Genomic DNA, 19,804 nt, shown 5'->3' on the forward strand with positions numbered 1-19,804 from the left:
GCGCCGGGTGGCGCTCGCTGTAGCCGAGCCACGGGACCGGCCCTCCAGACTCCGTCCTACGGCCCGCCCCCTCCCGCCGTACGGCGTCCGACGACCGGCAGGGGCAGGCGTCCCCCCACCCACGCCGCGAAAGCCGAACACGTACGGGAGGGTGCGGGACCGGAGGACGAAGTCCGTAGGGCCCGGGCCCGTGCTACCGCAGACCGGAAAACCGGCCCGCAAGCGGGTCAGCCCACCACCCGCCCCCGCAACACCACCCGCCGCGGCGCCGCCAACACCCGTACGTCCGCGCGCGGATCCCCGTCGTAGACGACAAGGTCCGCCGGAGCGCCCTCCTCCAGGCCCGGCCGCCCCAGCCACCTCCGCGCGCCCCACGTCGTCGCCGCGAGCGCGTCCACCGCGGGGATGCCCGCCTTGGTCAGTTCGGCGACCTCCTGCGCGATCAGGCCGTGCGCGAGCGAGCCGCCCGCGTCGGTGCCGGCGAAGACGGGCACCCCGGCGTCGTACGCCGCGCGTACGGTGTCGTAGCGGCGCTCGTGCAGGCTCCTCATGTGGCTCGCCCAGGCGGGGAACTTTTCTCACCCCCGGCCGCCAGGGTCGGGAAGGTCGCGATGTTCACGAGGGTGGGGACGATCGCGACGCCGCGCTCGGCGAACAGCGGGATGGTCTCCTCGGTGAGGCCGGTGGCGTGTTCGATGCAGTCGATGCCCGCCTCGACCAGCGGGGCGAGGGACTCCTCGGCGAAGCAGTGGGCCGTCACCCGGGCCCCGAGGCGGTGCGCCTCGGCGATGGCCGCCTCGACGGCGCCGCGCGGCCAGCAGGCCGACAGGTCGCCGGTCTCGCGGTCGATCCAGTCGCCGACCAGCTTGACCCAGCCGTCACCGCGCCGGGCCTCCCGCGCGACGTACGCGACCAGGTCCTCGGGCTCGATCTCGTGGGCGTAGTTGCGGATGTAGCGGCGGGTACGGGCGATGTGGCGGCCCGCCCTGATGATCCGCGGCAGGTCCTCGCGGTCGTCGATCCAGCGGGTGTCGGACGGCGAGCCGGCGTCCCTGAGCAGCAGGGTGCCCGCCTCCCGCTCGGTCAGCGCCTGTTTCTCGCTGGTCGCCTCGTCCACCGGCCCGTGGGCGTCCAGTCCGACGTGACAGTGGGCGTCGACCAGGCCGGGCAGCGCCCAGCCCTGAACGGTCGTCACCTCGCGCGCGCCCGCCGGCCGTTCGTAGGTCACCCGGCCGTCGACGACCCAGAGTTCGTCGCGCACGTCGTCCGGCCCGGTCAGGACCCTGCCCTTGATGTGCAGCACCACGCTCTCACTCATGGCCGCACTGTATGACGCGCGGCGCGGCGGGCCGCACGGGGTCCGGGCCGCGGGAGCACGGCGACCCCGTACGGCGATCCGCTCCACAGAAACACCGTGGACACCCGGGCTTTTCTTGCGGTACATCTTTTACCGGCGAATTTCCAATTCTCCAGTGCGCAGCTTCCCGTATTCTTCTGCCCGCTTTTTCGCAGCTCAAACGCCAAGATTTCGCTAGTGCCGGAGCAGGTAATTCCGTCGGGTCACCAGGACGTTACGGAGCTGTGACCGACCCCACACCCTGTCCACTTCGCCCCCTATTTTCCGGGCAAACCCGTACATCGTGCAGTCGTTTCGCGCGCTCGTGCACCCCCGCGCGATAACACAGGAGCACCTCCCCGCGTAACCCCTCCTCGCGATGCATTTTCCTTTTTCCCTGGGTAAATTGAATTCGCATGACCGCCGCACAAGCAGACCATGCAGGTGCCCGAAGCGATATCAGAGAAATGCCGGAGGGTTTCAAGCTCGACACACCGCGCGTGGAGGACGGAGCCGCGATCTGGCGCATCGCCCGCGACTCCAAGGCTCTGGACCTGAACTCCTCCTACAGCTACCTGCTGTGGTGTCGCGACTTCGCCGCCACCTCCGCCGTCGCCCGCGACGGCGAGGGCGAGCCGGCCGCCTTCATCACCGGCTACCTCCGCCCCGAGTCCCCGGACACGCTCTTCGTCTGGCAGGTCGCCGTCGACGAGGCGCACCGCGGCCGCGGACTGGCCGCCGCCCTTCTGGACGGCCTGGTCACCCGCGTCGCCGAGGAACAGGGCGTGTGTCGCATCGAGACCACGATCACCGAGGACAACGCGGCGTCCAACCGTCTCTTCGCCTCGTTCGCCGAGCGCCACGAAGCGCCGCTGGCACGTGAAGTCCTCCTCGACGCCGGGCACTTCCCGGAGCAGGGGCACGACGCCGAGGTGCTCCACCGCATCGGTCCGCTCGGCCCCCCTGCCGGGCACCGCCCCTGACCGCTTCTTTCGCAGCCCCCGCAGACTTCTCCCCGCTCACGCCACTCATCTCCCAGGAGCATGCTGTGACCATCACCCAGCCCGACCTGAGCGTCTTCGAGACCGTGGAATCCAACGTACGCAGCTACTGCCGCGGCTGGCCCACCATTTTCGACCGCGCCCAGGGCAGCCGCATGTACGACGAGGACGGGCACACCTACCTCGACTTCTTCGCCGGCGCCGGGTCACTGAACTACGGGCACAACAACCCCGTACTCAAACGCGCCCTGATCGACTACATCGAGCGCGACGGCGTCACCCACGGCCTGGACATGTCCACCACGGCCAAGCGTGCGTTCCTGGAGACCTTCCAGAACACCATCCTGCGCCCCCGCGACCTGCCCTACAAGGTCATGTTCCCCGGCCCGACGGGCGCCAACTCCGTGGAGGCCGCGCTCAAGCTGGCCCGCAAGGTCAAGGGGCGCGAGTCGATCGTCTCCTTCACCAACGCCTTCCACGGCATGTCGCTGGGCGCCCTCGCGGTGACCGGCAACGCCTTCAAGCGGGCCGGTGCCGGCATCCCGCTCGTGCACGGCACCCCCATGCCGTTCGACAACTACCTCGACGGCACCTACCCGGACTTCCTCTGGTTCGAGCGGCTGCTGGAGGACAGTGGTTCCGGTCTGAACACCCCGGCCGCCGTGATCGTCGAGACGGTGCAGGGCGAGGGCGGCATCAACGTCGCCCGCGCCGACTGGCTGCGGGCCCTGTCCGAGCTGTGCAAGCGCCGCGACATGCTGCTGATCGTCGACGACATCCAGATGGGCTGCGGCCGTACCGGCGCGTTCTTCTCCTTCGAGGAGGCGGGCATCGTGCCGGACATCGTCACCGTCTCGAAGTCCATCAGCGGCTACGGCCTGCCGCTCGCGCTCACGCTGTTCAAGCCGGAGCTGGACATCTGGGAGCCGGGCGAGCACAACGGCACCTTCCGCGGCAACAACCCGGCCTTCGTCACCGCAGCGGCGGCCCTGGACACGTACTGGGCCGACGGCCAGATGGAGAAGCAGACGCTGGCCCGCGGCGAGATCATCGAGTCGCACCTGCGCGCCATCGTCGAGGAGCACCCCGCCGCCATCGCCGAGTACCGCGGCCGCGGCATGGTCTGGGGCCTGGAGTGCTCCGACAAGCCGCTCGCCAACAAGATCGCCAAGCGCGCCTTCGAGCTGGGTCTGCTCATCGAGACCTCCGGCCCGGAGAGTGAGGTCGTCAAGCTGCTGCCGGCGCTGACGACCACCCCCGAGGAGTTGGACGAGGGGCTTCGCATCCTCGCCCGCGCGGTCCGCGACTGCGCCTGAGCGCACCCCGCAACCGCACCACTCCTTGTCCGCACCACAGAAAGGTACGAGAACACCGTGATCGTCCGATCCTTCAAGGACATCGAAGGCACCGACCGCCACGTCAAGGCCAAGTCGGGCACGTGGGAGAGCAAGCGCATCGTGCTCGCCAAGGAGCGCGTCGGCTTCTCGCTGCACGAGACCACGCTGTACGCCGGCACCGAGACGTCGATGTGGTACGCCAACCACATCGAGGCCGTGCTGTGCGTGGAGGGCGAGGCCGAGCTCACCAACGACGAGACCGGTGAGAAGCACACCATCACCCCGGGCACCATGTACCTGCTCGACGGGCACGAGAAGCACACCATGCGCATCAAGGAGGACTTCCGCTGCGTGTGTGTCTTCAACCCGCCGGTGACGGGCCGCGAGGACCACGACGAGAACGGCGTGTACCCGCTGCTCACCGAGCCCGAGCCCGAGCCCGCCGCCCAGAACGGCTGACGCGCTCGGCGCACCCCCTGCCCCGTCCGGCAGCTGAGGAAGGCGCGAGAAGGAAAGCACGTACGAGAGGAGAGGAAGGCAACACCATGACCACCGCACCCGAGCGCACCGCCGACCTGTACCCGACCCGGGGAACCACCGAGGTGATGACCCCGCGACAGGACCCGGTGGTGTGGTCGCAGCCCGGCACGGAGGGGCCCTTCCAGCCGGCCGAGCTGAGCGACTTCGAACGCGACGGTTTCTTCGCCATCGGGGAGCTGCTGACGGCGGAAGAGGTCGCGGTGTACCGCGCCGAACTGGACCGGCTGGTCAACGACCCGGCGATGCGGGCGGACGACCGCTCCATCGTCGAGCCGAAGTCCCAGGAGATCCGGTCCGTCTTCGAGGTGCACAAGATCAGCGAGGTGTTCGCCAAGCTGGTCTCCGACCCGCGCGTGGTGGGACGCGCCCGGCAGATCCTGGGCTCGGACGTGTACGTCCACCAGTCCAGGATCAACGTCAAGCCGGGCTTCGGCGCCTCCGGGTTCTACTGGCACTCCGACTTCGAGACCTGGCACGCCGAGGACGGCCTGCCGAACATGCGGACCGTGTCGGTCTCGATCGCGCTGACGGAGAACCACGACACCAACGGCGGCCTGATGATCATGCCGGGTTCGCACCGGCACTTCCTCGGGTGCGCCGGCGAGACGCCGCGGGACAACTACAAGAAGTCGCTGCAGATGCAGGACGCGGGCACGCCCTCGGACGAGGCGCTGGCCCAGCTGGCCGACGCGCACGGCATCAAGCTGTTCACCGGCAAGCCCGGTTCGGCCACCTGGTTCGACTGCAACTGCATGCACGGTTCCGGCGACAACATCACGCCGTACCCGCGCAGCAACGTCTTCATCGTGTTCAACAGCGTGGAGAACACCGCGGTGGAGCCCTTCGCGGCGCCGGTCCCGCGCCCGGAGTACATCGGCGCACGTGACTTCACCCCCGTGAAGTGACCTCCGCGCCGTAGGGTGCCGGCGGGGCACCACGGCACGGCGCGGAGTGCGGGTACGGCCCCGGTCGGGCGACCGGGGCCGTACCCGCGCCCTCGGCTCAGAGCCAGGCCAGCGACGTGGCCGTCTCCAGCAGCCGCTGCGAGGCGGCCGCGTCGCCCGCCTGGCCGCGCGCGATCTCGTCCGGATCCTGCCGGCCGCCGACGAGCAGCAGGAAGTCGGTGGCCTCCAGGACCAGTTCGGCGGCGATCGGCTCGGCGACCGAACCGAGCACCCAGTCGCCGCCCGCCTCGCCCTCCACCGACAGCAGCACCGGCTGCGCGTCCGGTCCCATCGCCAGGTCCAGGATGCGCACCGCCAGCCCCAGGAAGCGCTGGAGGTGCACCGGCAGCGGCGGCGGTACGGTACGGCCCAGCGCCCGCCCGATGTCCCGGGTGTGCACCCAGGTCTCGAACGCGCGGATCACGTAGTGGTCGGCGACCGGCAGCCGCAGCCCCATCAGCGTCGTGGCCGTGGCGGCCAGTTGCTCGTCGCCCGCCTCGGGCAGCGCGAGCAGCCCGTGTGCCTGGGTGCGCCACGCCTCCCGGGTCTCGGCGGGTGGCCGGGTGTGTTCGTACGTCACCACCTCGTGCGTACGGGCGGCCCAGCGCAGCTCCCAGGGGGCGCTCGCGTCGGCCGGCCGTCCCGCGGCCGGCGCGTCCGGGTCCGCGTCCGCGCCGGTCTCCGGCCCGTACCCCTCCGGCCCGTACCCCTCTGACCTGTACCTCTCCGGCACGTACCCCTCCGGCGGCCGCGTCCCGGGCGTCGGCCCCAGGCCCGTGCCCGCCTCCGTCACCGGCGCCAGGCCCAGCCGCTCGGCCAGCACTTCGTCTGCCGCGACCAGGTGGGCGACGGTGCCCTGGACGTCCCAGTCGTGCACGACCGGGGTGCCCCAGCGGGCCGGGGCGTGGTCCAGCTCCCGCAGCAGCGCGTCCAGGCAGGCCACCGCACCCGCGTACGGAGCGGCGTGGGCGGCCGGCGTGACCTGGCCGGGGCGCGCGGCGCGGGCCGCGGCCATCAGCCGTCCGCGCGCCAGGCCCGCGTTCGCCTTGCGCCCGGCGCCGCGGCCCGTGCCGCCGGGCGCCGGTTCGTCCAGCAGCCGTGCGGTCTCCCGCAGCCGCCGCGCTTCGGCCGCGCAGGGGGCGCAGTCGTGCAGGTGGTCGCGGACCCGCGCGTCGTCGCCCGGCATGTCGGCGCCGAGCGCCCACGCCGCGAGCAGCGCGCTGACCTCCTCGTGCACGGCAGACGGGCCGTCCGCGCCGCCGGGCTCACCGGGGCCGTCCGGACCGGCGGGGTTCCCGGGGTCGTCCGGCCCTCCGCTCCCGCCCGAACCACCCGCCCCTCCGGAAGCACCCGCCCCACCCGGACCGCTCACGCTGCCCGTACCACCCATGTCGCCCGGCCCTCCGGCACCTCCCGTACCACCCATGTCGCCCGGCCCCCCGGCACCTCCCGTACCGCCCGGACCATCCGCACCGCCACGACCGTCCCCATCCCCCGAACCGCCTCCCGAACCACCCGTCCCACCCCGCCCGTTCCTGCCTCCCGCGCCCATCACACGCCCCTTCTCGCTGTTCCACCGCCCGGCCGGGCCGCGCGCCCGCCTGTCATTTCCCTTGCTGCCCGCGGCCGCCGCCCGGCATTCAGAGCCTGTCTCAGCACTCGTCCCGCGCCTCGTCGGCCGGGCTGCCGGGGCCGGCCGACGGCCCGGCGAGCCGGTCGGCCAGAGCGCTCAGGGCGTTCCGCAGCCGGGCGGTGGCCGCCGTCTCCGCGATGCCCAGTTCCACCGCGACCTGCCGGTACGTACGCCCGGCGAAGCATGCCAGGTGCAGCGCCTCCCGTTCCGGCAGGGGCAGTTCGGTGAGCGCGGTGTGCAGCGCCACCCGCGCCTCCTCGACGGCCTCGGGCGCCGCGTCTTCCTCTTCCGTACCGCACGCCGCGCGCTCCGCCTCCGCTTCCCGGGCCCGGGCCACCGCGCCGTGGTGGCCGCGGATGCTCAGCCAGGCGCGCAGCGAGCCGTGGCCGGGTTCGAAGGCGTACGGGCACGTCCACAGCTCGATGAAGACGCGCTGCGTGACCTCGCCGGCGACCGCCGTACTGCCGGTCACCCGCCGGGCCACCGCCCTGACCAGCGCGCTGTAGGCGTCGTACGCCTCGCCCAGCGCGGATTCGTCCCCGTACACCAGCCGCCGGTGCAGCTCCCGGTCGCGCGGCGGGTACCTGGTTGTCCCGTCCACCGGCACCACCTCGTGAGTGTGTGGTGACATTCCTAGCCTTTCGCCTTCCTCCGCGGTAGCCGTCCGTCCGGCCGAATTGCGCGGCGGCCGGTGGGTGCCGCACGATCCGGGTGGCTCCGAAGGGGTGCGGGGCCGAAGAGGACCAAGGAGCACACATGAGGACCGACCGGCTGCCCGGTGTCGTACTGACCGACCACTTCCTGGACGTGCCGCTGGACCACGCCGTGCCGGACGGTGAGCGGCTGACGGTGTACGGGCGCGAAGCCGTGGCGCCCGGCCGGGAGCACGAGGAACTGCCCTGGCTCGTCTACCTCCAGGGCGGCCCCGGCTACGCGTCACCGCGTCCGCCGGGCCGGACCTCCTGGCTGACGAGCGCGCTGGACCACTACCGGGTGCTGCTGCTGGACCAGCGGGGCACCGGCCGTTCCACGCCGGCCAACCGGCAGACCCTGGCGCTGCGCGGCGGCCCGCGTGAACAAGCCGATTATCTGGCGCGTTTCCGCGCCGACGCGATCGTGCGGGACGCCGAGCTGTTCCGCCGCGAACTGGCCGGTCCCGACGCGCGCTGGAGCGTCCTGGGGCAGAGCTTCGGCGGCTTCTGCGCCACGACCTATCTCTCGTACGCGCCCGAGGGCCTGCGCGAGGTCATGATCACGGGTGGCCTGCCGGGGCTGCGGGCCACGGCCGAGGACGTCTACCGGGCCGCGTACCCGAGGGTGGCCCGCAAGAACGCCGCGCACTACGCGCGCTACCCGCAGGACATCGAGCGCGTCCGCCGTATCGCCGCGCACCTGCGGGACCACCCGGCGCGGCTGCCCGGCGGCGGGCTGCTGACGGCGGAGGCGTTCCAGGGGCTCGGCCGGATGCTGGGGACCGGCACCGGCTCGTACGTCCTGCACTACCTGATCGAGGACGCGTGGGTGACCGGCCCCGCCGGCCCCGAACTGGCGGAATCCTTTCTCCAGGCCGTGCAGGGCCACCTCTCCTTCACCGCCGCCCCGCTGTTCGCCGTCCTGCACGAAGCGATCTACGCCCAGCGGTCGGTGGCGTCCGGGGGCACCGGCTGGGCCGCGGAGCGCGTCCGCACCGAGTTCCCCGAGTTCGACGTCGGCACGGCGCTGGACGGCGGACGGCCCGTCCACTTCACCGGCGAGACGGTCCACCCCTGGCTCTTCGACACCGACCCGTCGCTGCGCCCCCTCAAGGAGACGGCACAGGCGCTGGCCGAACGCGCCGACTGGCCCGATCTGTACGACGCCGACCGCCTCGCGGCCAACGAGGTCCCGGCCGTGGCCGCCGTCTACGCCGACGACATGTACGTCGACACCGCCCACTCCCTGGAGACCGCGCGGGAGATCCGCGGACTGCGGACCTGGGTGACCAACGAGTGGGAGCACGACGGGCTGCACGCGGGCGGCGGCGCGGTGCTGGACCGGCTGACCCGGATGGTGCGCGGAGAGGTCTGACGCTTTTGGGGAGGGCCGACAGCGGGCGGCACCGGGCGGCACCGAGGAGAGCTTCCTGCCACCGCCGCCCTCCTGCCACCGTCCTCCTACCGTCGCCTCTCCCCCACCACCTCCAGCAACAGCTCCACATCGTCCGACGAGTTGTAGAGATGGAAGGCGGCCCGGAGGCTGCCCGCGCGCACGGCGATCCGTACGCCCGCCGCCGCCAGCCGGTCCGCCGCGTCCGCGAGCCCCGGCACGGACACGATCGCCGAGCCGGGCGCGGGCAGCGGGGTGTGGCCGAGCGCCGCGATCCCCTCGCGGTACCGGTCGGCGAGCGCGTTGTTGTGCGCGTACACGGTCTCGACGCCGATCTCGTTCAGCAGGGCGAGGGACTGCGCGGCGGCCACGTACGAGTAGTGGGCGTGCGGTTCGTCGTAGCGGCGCGCGCCGGCCGCCGGCTCCAGGATCGGCCCATAGTTGGACTCGAACGGGTCCGCACCGGCCACCCACCCGGCGTGCAGCGCTTCCAGCCCGTCGTCTCCACACACCAGGAAGGAGGCGCCGCGCGGACACAGCAGCCACTTGAACGCCCCGCACACCACGTAGTCGAAGTCACCGCCCCGCAGCGGCAGCCAGCCCGCGGCCTGCGTGACGTCCAGGAGGGTGCGCGCTCCGTGGGCTGCGGCGGCGGCCCGTACCGCCTGCATGTCGGCGATCCGTCCGTCCAGCGCCTGGACGGCACTGAAGGCGACGAGCGCCGTACCGGGCCGCACGGCGTCGGCCAGCTCGGCGAGCGGCGCGGTACGGAGCTTCATCCCGGCCCGGGCCGCGAACGGGTTGACCAGCGAACTGAACTCGCCCTCGGGCACCAGCACTTCGGCCCCGTTCGCGAGTGACCCGGCGATCAGCGCGGCGTGCACCGCGACCGCCCCGCCGATCGCGACCCGCTCCGGCGGTACGTGCAGCAGCCGGGCGAAGGCGGCCCGGGAGGCGTCCGCCGGCCCGAAATAGTCCTGGCCCATGGTCCCGTAGGAGACGGACTCCTCGACGGCCGCGCGCAAGGCGGCGGCCGAACGGGCCGGGAGCAGGCCGCTGGACGCGGAGTTCAGATACGTCGTCCGGGGCGCGAACTCGTCCCCACCAAGTGGCTCGATGCGCTGCATGCCCCCACTGTGGACGCCCGGCCGCCCGCCGTCCATCGCGAATTCCGTTTGCGCGGCGCCAAGCGCGCCTTATCTCCGCAGCTCAGCGCCTCACCACTCCGCCGGACCCGCCGGGGTCAGCTCCCCGTACCGGGCCGGCACGCATCCCCTTCACACCCCGGCGCGGCCCCCTCGTCCTTCGGAGTTGCCCCCTCGTCACCCAGCGCCGCCGTCTCACCCTGCGCAGACGCACCGCCCTCTCCCCACGCCTGCTCCAACGCCTGCCGGAACACTTCGGCCGGCTGCCCGCCGGAGATCCCGTACCGCCGGTCGATCACGAAGAACGGCACGCTGCGCGCCCCCAGCTCCGCCGCCTCCCGCTCGTCGGCCCGCACCGCCTCCGCGTAGGCGTCCCGGTCCGCCAGCACCCGCCGCACGTCGTCCTCGTCCAACCCGGCGGCCACCGCCACCTCGGTCAGCACATCCCCGTCGCCCAGCGCCCGCGCCTCCGCGAAATTGGCCCGGTACAGCCCGCCGAGCAGCGCGTCCTGCGCGCCCCGCTCCTTGGCCAGGTGCAGCAGCCGGTGCAGGTCGAAGGTGTTCCCGTGAATCCGGTCGGACCGGTACCCGAGCCCTTCCCCCGCGGCCGCCTCCGCCACCCGCGCCTCCATGGCCTCGGCCTGCTCCCGCGACACCCCGTACTTCCGCGCGAGCATCTCCAGCACCGGCGTGCCCCCGGCGGGCTCCGCCTCCGGGTCGAGTTCGAAGGACCGGTGGACGACCTCCACCTCACCCCGGTGCGCGAACCCGGCCAGCCCCTTCTCGAAGCGGGCCTTTCCGATGTAGCACCAGGGACAGGCGATGTCCGCCCAGATCTCGACGCGCATGTCAGGTGTTTCCTCAGATGATCGGTACGAAGGGGACAGTGGCGGACAACCTTCCGGGGGTGGCGGCTATTCCCCGGCGCGGTGACATGTGCGAGTGTGCGGCGTCACAGGCGGTACGGACGCCGGGAGGACCTGCCTCAAAAGGAGATCACTCGGTACAACGGCTTTCCGATTCTGGATGCCGGGCAGACGAATATGGGAACGGGCACCCTTGCGCCGACCGTGATACGGCTCGGAAATGTTCGCGGTAAGGTTCGGCGGAGACGAGGAAGACTGGGCCGTCACCGGGCTGACCAACGGTGGCGTCCAGGTGGATGATCTCGGACAGCTCAGATCCAAGCCAGTGTTCCGCACTCGGATTGATTTCTATTGCGGCGTGGGGGCTCGACGGGCAAGGCTACCGCGCGCCTCATTGGCGTACTGAACGGCTGAGGCGCTGAGCCCCGTGGTTGCTCCCGCAAGGGCTGGTCACGGGGATCTTCCTGTTTCAGTTTTCTAGTGCTTTCAAACCCTGGTAGGCCTCTCGTAGGTCCGCAGCTTCCGGCAGTTGACGGGCCTCCACGGCTTTGACGACTTCCAGAGCACGCCAATGGTTTGACGGCACGACACGGCCCGACAGAATCGCGCGCTGAGCCGCATCACACGCTTCATCCAGCCGATCACTGCTGAGCAGCGTCAAGGCAAGGTCGATGTTCGCCGAAGCGACGCGTCGGGGCCATTTATGGATGTCGGCGACAGGGGACAGTCGGGCAATGACTTCCCGCGCGTACGTTTCTGCTGCCGGGTCACCTACCCATGCGAGCGTTGTGGCTGCATAGGCCAACGACTTCGCCGGGTCATACTGGTAATGATGTTCCGTCCCCTTGTACGGGACCATGGACACCGCTTTTCGCTGCACACGGTCTATGGCGGCATAGGTTTCAGTCCGTTCGCCAAGGCGCGCTCTCGCCCGCCCCTCTTGCGCCGTTGCTTGGATCTCCGCGGAACTACCTGTCGGTGCAAGCTGTTGCGCGAGCAAAGACAGCTCCAGCGCACGCCCGTACTGCCCATCCGTAAGGACTCGCCAAGCGTCTGTCTCGTAGCACCAAGCTTCGATCTCTCGATGCTCCGCGTGCTGGGCGAGTGTGGCTGCTGTCTGCAACCGAGCTGTAGCGGCGAGGCCTTGATGGAGATCAATATGCAACGTAGCGCCTAGAAGCTGAAACCAGCCGCCGACCGCATACAGGCGTCGCTGTTCGGCCAGAGTCATACGGGCATCCATGAGGTGGCCCACGTAAGCCGAGTGCTTACGTACTCGCTGCAACAGTTCCTGAGGAGGTGACACCGGGTACGCCATGGCCGACTCGTCGAACGCGGCTTCCAGCCGGTTGAGAGTCTCCCTCCCCACGTCGCTCGCCGCCACTCGTCGCGCCAATTCGAGAGCTTCGAACTCATCGTCGTCAGTCGGAGGAGCCACGGAAAGCCACCCCAGTGGAAGTCGGCGCGAGTAACTTCCGTCAGGCGCCAGGAGCGTCTCAAGTTCGTTGGACGTCATGTCCAGGGCTTTCGCGATTCTCGGGCGTTGCCAGGGCTGAGGGCCGTTCTGCCCGCTTTCCCAACGCTGGACAGTAGTGCGATCTACGCCGACTGCTTCTGCGAATGCTTCTTGGTTGTAGCCGCACGCTTTCCGGCGCTCCGCCAGCCTCCGCCGCTTGCAAGCCATCGTGGCCGACCCTCTCTCGTCCGAAGGTTTCTCCGCAGGTCAGCCTAGCCAGCGCGGCATGGATGCGGCAGGACTGCGGCCTTTTTGCCGTGGACGTCCCCAACACCCGCTGGTTCGCTGGCCGATGCAACCACCCCATCGGTGCGGAGCCGATGTCATCCGACACAGCAACGCAGGGGCAAGAACCGGAGGTACGGCATGGAGGCCCCAGACGAGTGGCAATACCCCTTCGACGGAGCCCTGGTGCGCACGTACAGACGGCCGATCGCGAAGGGACAGCCGCTGATTCCGACCCACTCTTCGCACACCTTGACGGTTTGCGCGGCTTGATCACCTACCGACGCACCTCAAGAAACGGTGACCACAAGTGACCAAACGCATCCCTGGCCCCGGCCGGGAACACCTCACCCGGCTCATGCGCTCACGCGGGCACGACGGTGTGCTCCGTATGCGCACCAGCGGCGGCGACGCTGCTCTCAACCTCCCCCAGTCCGAAGGTACGACCATGGCACCCCCCGCCCCCGTGCCGACGCGCATGGAAATTCAGATCACCGGCATCCGGAAGCACTTCGCCGAGTGCGTCACCGAACAGGACGGCGGCGAGATGTGCGACGCCTGCTCCTCCGGTTGGGACAGCCCCCTGCCGGCGAACGCATGGATTCGCGCCCACGCAGACGAGAAGGGACACACAAAGTTCAAGAAGCACACGGAAGAGGACGTCACCACCTTTACGAAGCCTGCGACGGCGAAGTGAGGGGCAAGCGGCGCGGTGCGAATGAGGCGTCTGCGGCCGTGCTGGGAGTCTTCTTGATCGTCATGGGAATCGTGGTACTCGCCCTTTCCCGCGCACTGCCCTGACAGCCCGCCCCTGCCCGTCCGGTCGTCTGGGCCCAGCGGCCGGATGGGGGAACCACAGCCCCGCCCGCGTGTGGTCACCGCACCGGGCAGGGCTCCCTGCTCCGCCCAACTCCCGTGCGGACAGTGGCGGGCGGGCAGCCTCCCACGGGTGTCGGCTATTCCCCAGCCCCTGGGCGGCGGCCCGGTCCAGTGGCCGGCCGGCGGCTCGGTCCGGGCCGATGGCCGTACGACGCCCGAACGACCGCCCACCCCGCCCCCTCCGCGGTAACGTCCGCCCATGGAGATCCGCCAGGATACGCGGGAGTTCTGGGAGCGTGCCGGGGCCGCCAAGTCGTTCACCCATCCGCTCGATCCGGAGCTGCTGGACGCGTACGTGCCGCGTGAGGTGCCCGTGCTGGACTACGGCTGCGGGTACGGGCGGCTGACCGCCGAGCTGGTGGCGGCCGGGTTCGCGGACGTGCGTGGGGTGGATGTGTCGCGGGCGTTGGTGGAGCGGGGTGGGCGGGAGCATCCGGGGGTGCGGATCGAGCACTGTGCGGGGCTGCCGCTGCCGTTCGGGGACGGGAGTTTCGGGGCCGCGCTGCTGTTCGCCGTGCTGACGTGCGTGCCCGGTTCCGTACAGCAGCGGAAGATCGTCGCGGAGCTGGGCCGGGTGGTGCGGCCGGGCGGGGTGCTGTACGTCAGTGACATGCCGTTGCAGCGCGACCGGTGGGACGTGGCGCGCTACGAGGAGTACGCGGACCGGTTCGGGACGTACGGGGTGTTCGGGACGCCCGACGGCGGGGTGTTCCGGCACCACGAGCCGGACCGGCTGCGCGGACTGGTCCGGGCGCACGGCTTCACGGTGGAGGCCGAGCGCACGGACACGGTGCCGACGCTGGACGGGCGCACCGCCGAGCGGCTTCAGATCATCGGGCGGCGGCGGGGCTGAGCGACAGCACGAGGTCGAGGTGGGTGGCGTCCGGGGCGGGGCGGCGGGACGCGTCCGGCTGCCAGCCGTGCCGGGTGTAGAAGGCGCGGGCCCGCTGGTTGTGCCAGTACACGTCCAGGCGGGCGGTGGTGACGCCCGCCGCCCGCCAGCCCGCGACGCAGGCGCCGTGCAGGGCGGAGCCGATGCCGCCGCGCCAGCGGTCCGGGTCCACGTGGAGCTGGAAGAGTTTGACGGTGTCGGCGGGCGCGCCGTCCTCGCGGCGGTAGGAGGCGACGCCGACCACCACGCCGTCCCGTTCCGCGCACAGCACGGTGGCGTCCGTACGGGCGAGGCCGTGCGCCCAGCCTTCGCGCCAGCGCTCGCGCTCGGCCGGGTCGTCCAGCTGCGCGTCGGGCACGCGGCCGCGGTAGTACGTCGCGCGGGCGCGCTGGTGCAGGTCCACTATGACGTCGAGGTCGGCGGCCGTGGCGTCGCGGACGAGGGTGGCGGGGGCGGCGGCCGTGGCGGGCGCTTCCGGGGTGTGGGTCATGTGCGCGTACGTCACCTTTCGGGGCGGCCGTCGACTCGGCGGGGCAGGTTCAGCGGGTTGTCCTCGCGCAGCTCCGGCGGGAGCAGGGCGGGCGGGGTGTCCTGGTAGGCGACCGGCCGCAGCCAGCGTTCGACCGCCGTGCCGCCGACGGAGGTGGCGGTGGAGGTGGTGGCCGGGTAGGGGCCGCCGTGGTGCTGGGCGGGGGCCACGGCGACGCCGGTCGGCCAGCCGTTGACGAGCACCCGGCCGGCGAGCGGGGTGAGCGCGGCCAGCAGGCGCGCGCCCCGGCCCGTACGGCCGGCGGAGGCGCCTCGTCCGGTACCGTCCCCGCCTCCGGCTCCGTCCTCCGCCGCGTCCGCCGCCCCGTCCTCGCCCGCGCACTCCGCCGCTCCCAGCTGGAGCGTCGCGGTGAGGTTGCCGGGCAGCCGGGCCAGTACGGCGCCGATTTCAGCGTCGTCGGTGTAGCGCGCGAGGACGGTGACCGGCCCGAAGCACTCCTCCAGGAGCAGGTCGTGGGTGCCGCCGTTCTCGGCGAGCCGGGCCGCCGGGACGGTGAGGAAGCCCGCGCTGACGGTGTGCTCGCCGCCCGCGCCGGGCGTCACGGGCGCCTGCACGTCCGGCAGCGCGGCCCGTTCCCGTACGCCGTCGAGGAAGGCGTCGCGCATCCGGTGGTCCAGGAGCACCCCGGCCTCGGTGGTGCTGACCGCCTCGGTGAGGAGCGCTCCAGGCGGTCTCCGGCCGGGCCGCGCGGCGCCAGGACGAGCCCCGGCTTGACGCAGAACTGGCCGGTGCCGAGGGTCATCGAGGCGGCCAGGCCGGTGCCGATCTGCTCGGCGCGCTCGTCGGCGGCGGCCTCGGTGACCACGACCGGGTTGAGGCTGCCGAGTTCGCCGTGGAAGGGGATCGGGTGCGGGCGGGCGGCGGCCGCGTCGTACAGGGCGCGTCCGCCGCGTACCGATCCGGTGAAGCCCGCGGCGGCGACGAGCGGGTGCCGGACCAGCTCGATGCCCGCCTCGAAGCCGTGCACCAGTCCGATCACGCCCGCGGGCAGGCCGACTTCGGTCGCGGCGCGGCGCAGCAGGGCGGCGCTCAGTTCCGAGGTGGCCGGGTGGTCGGGGTGGGCCTTGACGACGACCGGGCAGCCGGCGGCGAGGGCGCTGGCGGTGTCGCCGCCGGGCACGGAGAAGGCGAGCGGGAAGTTGCTGGCCGCGTAGACCGCGACGACGCCGAGCGGGATCTTGTAGCGGCGCAGGTCGGGGCGGGGCGGGGTGAGCGCGGGGTCGGCGTGGTCGATCAGTACGTCGAGGAAGGCGCCCTCGTCGACCGCGTCGGCGAACGCGCGCAACTGGTACGTCGTACGGCCGAGTTCACCGGTCAGCCGCCCGGGGCCGAGCGCGGTCTCCGCTTCGGCGGCCTCGACGATCCGCTCCGCGGCCCCGTCCAGCAGGTCGGCGGCGCGCCGCAGCAGGGCGGCCCGGACGCGGCGGTCGGCGAGCGCTCCCCGGGCGTCGTGGGCAGCCCGTACGGCGGCGTCGACCTCGGCCGCCGTGGCCTCCACCGCGACCTGCTCGCGCCGCTTCCCGGTACGGGGGTCGACACTCCAGACTGGTGCTGCTGCCACCGCGCATTCCTCCCGGCGAACCCTTGTCGCGTCCAGGACGCCGTTCGCTATGCTGAACGCTGTCCCAGCTGGTGAATGTGACGTCCGCCGGGACTCTATGGCTGTCCGAACTGAGGGGTCAAGGCCGATGCCCGCTGCCGAGACCACCGGAGCGCAGGTCAAGTCCGCGGTGCGCACGGTGGAGTTGCTGGAGTACTTCGCGGGCCGCCCCGGGATGCACAGCCTGGCCTCCGTCCAGGAGGCCGTCGGCTACCCGAAGTCCAGCCTCTACATGCTGCTGCGCACCCTCGTCGAGCTGGGCTGGGTGGAGACCGACGCCACCGGCACCCGGTACGGCATCGGCGTCCGCGCCCTGCTGGTCGGCACCTCCTACATCGACGGGGACGAGGTGGTGGCCGCCGCCCGCCCCACCCTGGACCGGCTCGCGGACGACACCACCGAGACCATCCACCTGGCCCGGCTGGACGGCACCAACGTCGTCTACCTGGCCACCCGCCAGTCCCAGCACTACCTGCGCCCGTTCACCCGCGTAGGCCGTCGGCTGCCCGCCCACTCCACGTCCCTGGGCAAGGCGCTGCTCGCCACGTACACCGACGACCAGGTACGGGCACTCCTCCCGGAGAAGCTCGACGCTCTCACCGAGCACACCGTCACCGACCGCGAACGGCTCATCGAGGAGCTGCGCCTGGTACGTGAGCAGGGGTACGCCGTCGACCGCGAGGAGAACACGCTCGGCCTGCGCTGCTTCGGCGTGGCGGTCCCGTACCGCACCCCGGCGCGGGACGCGGTCAGCTGCTCGGTGCCGGTGGCCCGGCTGAGCCCGGGGCACGAGCAGCTGATCAAGGACGCGCTGCTCGACGCGCGGGACCGGCTGACACTGGCGACGCGACACCTTTGAGAATCAGCTTGAGGTTCGGTTCGAAGCCAGGTGCGACATCGGGTTCAGGGGGCGGTGTGACATCCGGTTCACGGGCCGGTGCGACGTCGGACCGGAAGTCGGGGGCGACGCCCGGCGGATCGCCGGCAAGCGGCGCGCGCCTGTTTCTCGGCCGCTGGGTGCATCTCGTCCTCGGCGGCGCCCTGCTGATGCCGTACTTCCTCCTGGCGACGGTCCTCGTGCCGCTGTTCGTCAGCGGCGTGAACCCGTTCTCCGACTTCCTGTGGCACTTCGCCGCGTTCGGCGCCGCGCTGCCGCTCGGCGCCCTCAGCGCGCTGCTCTTCCCGGTACTGCGCACACTGGAGTCGACCGCGACCCGGACGCTGTGCGGCCTGCCCCCGGCGGTGACCGCCGAACTGGCCGAGGAGCCTGCCGATTCGTGGGCGGCCCGGCGTCGTACAGCCTTGTGGTTCGCGGCGCACCTGGCCGCCGGCGGCATCGTCAGCGGCCTGACGCTGTCGGCACCGCCCGCCGCCGTGGTGCTGATCCTCCTGCCGGTGGCGGACCCGCTGCGGCACGAGGAGCAGGGCTGGCCCGAGCTGGCGGGCGCGCTCGGCCCGCTGGCCGGGCTCGGCCTGCTCGCCCTGGTGGCGGGCGCCACGTGGGCGGGCGGCCGGTTGCTGGCCCGTCTGGCGCCCGTACTGCTGGGCCGCACGCCCGCCGACCGGCTGGCCGCCGCCGAACGCCGGGCCGCCGACCTCGCCTCCCGCAACCGGCTCGCCCGCGAGCTGCACGACTCCGTGGGGCACGCGCTCAGCGCGGTCACTCTCCAGGCGGGCGCGGCCCGCCGGGTGCTCGACGCCGACCCCGAGTTCGCGCGGCAGGCGCTGCTGGCCATCGAGGAGACCACCCGGAGCGCGGTCGCCGAACTCGACACCGTACTGGGGATCTTGCGGGAGGACGGGGACGGCCCGGCCGACGCGCCCGCACCGGCGCTGGACGCCTTGGACGCGCTGCTGGACCGCACCCGCGCCGCCGGGCTGCGGATCGACGCGGACGTCGACGACGAGTGCGGGCGGCTGCCGGCGCTGGTGTCGAGGGAGGCGTACCGGATCGTGCAGGAAGGTCTCAGCAACGCGCTGCGGCACGCCGGTGCCGTACCGGTCCGGCTGCGGATCGCCCTGGATGCCGACGAACTGAGGATCACGGTGGAGAACCCCATGCGGAGAGACCCGGCGGACACGCCGAGCGACACGGCCGCGGGCACACCCCGCCCCGGCGGCGGTCGCGGCCTGCCCGGCATCGCCGAACGCGCCCGCCTGCTGGGCGGCGAGGCCCGGGCCGCGGGCCGGGACGGCGTATGGCGGCTGGCCGTACGGCTCCCCTGGGGGCGTCCCGGTGAGCGGCACGGACCCGGGGCGCGCGGACGCTCGCACCGACGCGGGCGAGGGGCGCACGGACACCCGTACCGGCACGGACGAGGGACGCCCGGACCCCCGTACCGGCACGGACGAAGGGCGCCCGAACCCCCGTATCGGCACGGACACGGGGCGCCCGGACACCCGTACCGACGCCGCCCCTCCCCCGCTGCGCATCGTCCTCGCGGACGACGAGCGGATGGTGCGTACGGCGCTGCGCGCGATCCTCGGCGCCGAGCCGGACATGGAGGTCGTCGGCGAGGCGGCCACCGGCGCCGAGGCCGTACCGCTGATCCGCGAACTGCGGCCGGACGTCGTGCTGATGGACGTACGGATGCCGGAGATCGACGGTATCCGGGCGACCGAACAGGTGCTGGCGGCCATGCCGGACCCGCCGCGGATCGTCGTGGTGACGACCTTCGAGAACGACGCGTACGTGTACGACGCGCTGCGCGCCGGCGCCAGCGGCTTCCTGCTGAAGCGGGCCGGTGTGGAGGACCTGGTGCAGGCGGTGCGGATGGTGGCACGCAGCGATTCGCTGCTGTTCCCGGCGGCGGTACGGGAGCTGGCCGCCCGGTACGCGGGGGCGCGGGCCGCGCGCGAGTCGGCGCGGGCCCTGCGGGCGCGCCTGTCCGACCGTGAGGCGGATGTGCTGCGGCTGATGACCAAGGGCCTGACGAACGCGGAGATCGCGGACCGGCTGGCGGTCGGCCCGGCGACGGTCAAGACGCACGTCGCGGGGGTGCTGGCCAAGCTGGGGGTGCGGGACCGGACCCAGGCGGTGATCGCGGCGTACGAGAGCGGGTTCGTCCGGCCGGGATGAGGAGCGGGGGGGGGGCGGCGGACCGGCTCCGAGGGACAGCCGGCCACCCTCCGTGACACTCGATTACGCAGCGCCACTACCACATTCCGCGCGAAATATCCGTCACCCGTTCAACCCAATCCGTAACGTCACCGAACGTCACGACCACCCAGCCTCTGACCTGCCAAAACGTACCC

At 72.1% G+C, this 19,804-nt stretch carries 15 protein-coding genes and 3 pseudogenes; 10 read left to right on the forward strand and 8 right to left on the reverse strand.

What is annotated here, in order from left to right:
* Positions 1 to 227 precede the first annotated feature (227 nt).
* Positions 228 to 1,318, reverse strand: a pseudogene (locus tag ACEXOX_RS13200) (amidohydrolase family protein).
* Between the two features lie 434 nt (positions 1,319 to 1,752).
* Between ACEXOX_RS13200 and ectA the strand changes: the two are divergent.
* From ectA to thpD, 4 genes are all read left to right on the forward strand, one after another.
* Positions 1,753 to 2,319, forward strand: a complete 567-nt coding sequence (gene ectA / locus ACEXOX_RS13205; protein WP_406520701.1) for a diaminobutyrate acetyltransferase — start codon at positions 1,753 to 1,755, stop codon at positions 2,317 to 2,319.
* 65 nt (positions 2,320 to 2,384) lie between these two features.
* A complete protein-coding gene (gene ectB / locus ACEXOX_RS13210; RefSeq protein WP_406520703.1) occupies positions 2,385 to 3,653 on the forward strand; it encodes a diaminobutyrate--2-oxoglutarate transaminase in 1,269 nt (422 codons plus the stop codon).
* A 57-nt stretch (positions 3,654 to 3,710) separates the two neighbouring features.
* Positions 3,711 to 4,133, forward strand: coding sequence for an ectoine synthase (locus tag ACEXOX_RS13215; RefSeq protein ID WP_030021321.1), 423 nt, complete (start codon positions 3,711 to 3,713; stop codon positions 4,131 to 4,133).
* Positions 4,134 to 4,219: 86 nt separating this feature from the next.
* Complete coding sequence (thpD, locus tag ACEXOX_RS13220; RefSeq protein ID WP_406520705.1) at positions 4,220 to 5,119, forward strand: ectoine hydroxylase; 900 nt, start codon at positions 4,220 to 4,222, stop codon at positions 5,117 to 5,119.
* Between the two features lie 97 nt (positions 5,120 to 5,216).
* Here thpD and ACEXOX_RS13225 read toward each other — a convergent pair whose 3' ends face one another.
* A complete protein-coding gene (locus ACEXOX_RS13225) occupies positions 5,217 to 6,395 on the reverse strand; it encodes a hypothetical protein (protein WP_406520706.1) in 1,179 nt (392 codons plus the stop codon).
* Between the two features lie 415 nt (positions 6,396 to 6,810).
* Entirely contained in the window at positions 6,811 to 7,392 is a 582-nt protein-coding gene (locus ACEXOX_RS13230; protein ID WP_406520708.1) for an RNA polymerase sigma factor, read from the reverse strand.
* Between the two features lie 155 nt (positions 7,393 to 7,547).
* Here ACEXOX_RS13230 and ACEXOX_RS13235 point away from each other — a divergent pair, with 155 nt between their 5' ends.
* Positions 7,548 to 8,858, forward strand: a complete 1,311-nt coding sequence (locus tag ACEXOX_RS13235) for an alpha/beta fold hydrolase (RefSeq protein ID WP_406520710.1) — start codon at positions 7,548 to 7,550, stop codon at positions 8,856 to 8,858.
* 86 nt (positions 8,859 to 8,944) lie between these two features.
* Here the strand turns inward: ACEXOX_RS13235 and ACEXOX_RS13240 are convergent, their stop codons facing one another.
* From ACEXOX_RS13240 to ACEXOX_RS13250, 3 genes are all read right to left on the reverse strand, one after another.
* Positions 8,945 to 10,003 carry an aminotransferase class V-fold PLP-dependent enzyme gene (locus ACEXOX_RS13240; RefSeq protein WP_406520712.1) on the reverse strand — a complete coding sequence of 353 codons (1,059 nt, stop codon included), beginning with the start codon at positions 10,001 to 10,003 and terminating at the stop codon, positions 8,945 to 8,947.
* 116 nt (positions 10,004 to 10,119) lie between these two features.
* Positions 10,120 to 10,869 carry a DsbA family oxidoreductase gene (locus tag ACEXOX_RS13245; protein WP_406520714.1) on the reverse strand — a complete coding sequence of 250 codons (750 nt, stop codon included), beginning with the start codon at positions 10,867 to 10,869 and terminating at the stop codon, positions 10,120 to 10,122.
* 487 nt (positions 10,870 to 11,356) lie between these two features.
* Positions 11,357 to 12,571, reverse strand: a complete 1,215-nt coding sequence (locus ACEXOX_RS13250; RefSeq protein ID WP_406520716.1) for a helix-turn-helix domain-containing protein — start codon at positions 12,569 to 12,571, stop codon at positions 11,357 to 11,359.
* A 448-nt stretch (positions 12,572 to 13,019) separates the two neighbouring features.
* Here ACEXOX_RS13250 and ACEXOX_RS13255 point away from each other — a divergent pair, with 448 nt between their 5' ends.
* Together ACEXOX_RS13255 and ACEXOX_RS13260 are read left to right on the forward strand one after the other, a co-directional pair.
* Positions 13,020 to 13,325, forward strand: a complete 306-nt coding sequence (locus tag ACEXOX_RS13255; protein ID WP_406520718.1) for a hypothetical protein — start codon at positions 13,020 to 13,022, stop codon at positions 13,323 to 13,325.
* Between the two features lie 381 nt (positions 13,326 to 13,706).
* A complete protein-coding gene (locus tag ACEXOX_RS13260) occupies positions 13,707 to 14,360 on the forward strand; it encodes a class I SAM-dependent methyltransferase (RefSeq protein ID WP_406520719.1) in 654 nt (217 codons plus the stop codon).
* Here the strand turns inward: ACEXOX_RS13260 and ACEXOX_RS13265 are convergent.
* Both ACEXOX_RS13265 and ACEXOX_RS13270 read right to left on the reverse strand, forming a co-directional pair.
* A complete protein-coding gene (locus ACEXOX_RS13265) occupies positions 14,338 to 14,889 on the reverse strand; it encodes a GNAT family N-acetyltransferase (RefSeq protein WP_406520721.1) in 552 nt (183 codons plus the stop codon). The genes ACEXOX_RS13260 and ACEXOX_RS13265 overlap by 23 nt on opposite strands.
* A gap of 11 nt (positions 14,890 to 14,900) precedes the next feature.
* Positions 14,901 to 16,447: pseudogene (locus ACEXOX_RS13270) on the reverse strand (aldehyde dehydrogenase (NADP(+))).
* A gap of 190 nt (positions 16,448 to 16,637) precedes the next feature.
* On the opposite strand from ACEXOX_RS13270, the gene ACEXOX_RS13275 reads away from it, so the two are divergent.
* From ACEXOX_RS13275 to ACEXOX_RS13285, 3 genes and pseudogenes are all read left to right on the forward strand, one after another.
* The gene (locus ACEXOX_RS13275) at positions 16,638 to 17,408 is read left to right on the forward strand and encodes an IclR family transcriptional regulator (RefSeq protein WP_406520723.1); all 771 of its coding nucleotides are present in this window, start codon (positions 16,638 to 16,640) and stop codon (positions 17,406 to 17,408) included.
* Between the two features lie 188 nt (positions 17,409 to 17,596).
* Positions 17,597 to 18,781 (forward strand): annotated as a pseudogene (locus ACEXOX_RS13280) (sensor histidine kinase); the annotation flags it as partial.
* A gap of 223 nt (positions 18,782 to 19,004) precedes the next feature.
* Positions 19,005 to 19,628, forward strand: a complete 624-nt coding sequence (locus ACEXOX_RS13285; RefSeq protein ID WP_406526329.1) for a response regulator — start codon at positions 19,005 to 19,007, stop codon at positions 19,626 to 19,628.
* The last annotated feature ends 176 nt before the right edge of the window (positions 19,629 to 19,804 follow it).

Source organism: Streptomyces sp. Ac-502 (genome assembly GCF_045222935.1).
In the GTDB taxonomy this organism is placed as follows: domain Bacteria; phylum Actinomycetota; class Actinomycetes; order Streptomycetales; family Streptomycetaceae; genus Streptomyces; species Streptomyces monomycini.

What these genes read in the sequence shown, in the direction of transcription:
- ectA (WP_406520701.1), top strand. Translation starts at nt 1,753, where the DNA reads ATGACCGCCGCACAAGCAGACCATGCAGGTGCCCGAAGCGATATCAGA.
- ACEXOX_RS13265 (WP_406520721.1), bottom strand. Translation starts at nt 14,889, where the DNA reads ATGACCCACACCCCGGAAGCGCCCGCCACGGCCGCCGCCCCCGCCACC.
- ACEXOX_RS13250 (WP_406520716.1), bottom strand. Translation starts at nt 12,571, where the DNA reads ATGGCTTGCAAGCGGCGGAGGCTGGCGGAGCGCCGGAAAGCGTGCGGC.
- ACEXOX_RS13255 (WP_406520718.1), top strand. Translation starts at nt 13,020, where the DNA reads ATGCGCACCAGCGGCGGCGACGCTGCTCTCAACCTCCCCCAGTCCGAA.
- ACEXOX_RS13275 (WP_406520723.1), top strand. Translation starts at nt 16,638, where the DNA reads ATGCCCGCTGCCGAGACCACCGGAGCGCAGGTCAAGTCCGCGGTGCGC.
- ACEXOX_RS13240 (WP_406520712.1), bottom strand. Translation starts at nt 10,003, where the DNA reads ATGCAGCGCATCGAGCCACTTGGTGGGGACGAGTTCGCGCCCCGGACG.
- ACEXOX_RS13285 (WP_406526329.1), top strand. Translation starts at nt 19,005, where the DNA reads ATGGTGCGTACGGCGCTGCGCGCGATCCTCGGCGCCGAGCCGGACATG.
- thpD (WP_406520705.1), top strand. Translation starts at nt 4,220, where the DNA reads ATGACCACCGCACCCGAGCGCACCGCCGACCTGTACCCGACCCGGGGA.
- ACEXOX_RS13245 (WP_406520714.1), bottom strand. Translation starts at nt 10,869, where the DNA reads ATGCGCGTCGAGATCTGGGCGGACATCGCCTGTCCCTGGTGCTACATC.
- ACEXOX_RS13260 (WP_406520719.1), top strand. Translation starts at nt 13,707, where the DNA reads ATGGAGATCCGCCAGGATACGCGGGAGTTCTGGGAGCGTGCCGGGGCC.
- ACEXOX_RS13235 (WP_406520710.1), top strand. Translation starts at nt 7,548, where the DNA reads ATGAGGACCGACCGGCTGCCCGGTGTCGTACTGACCGACCACTTCCTG.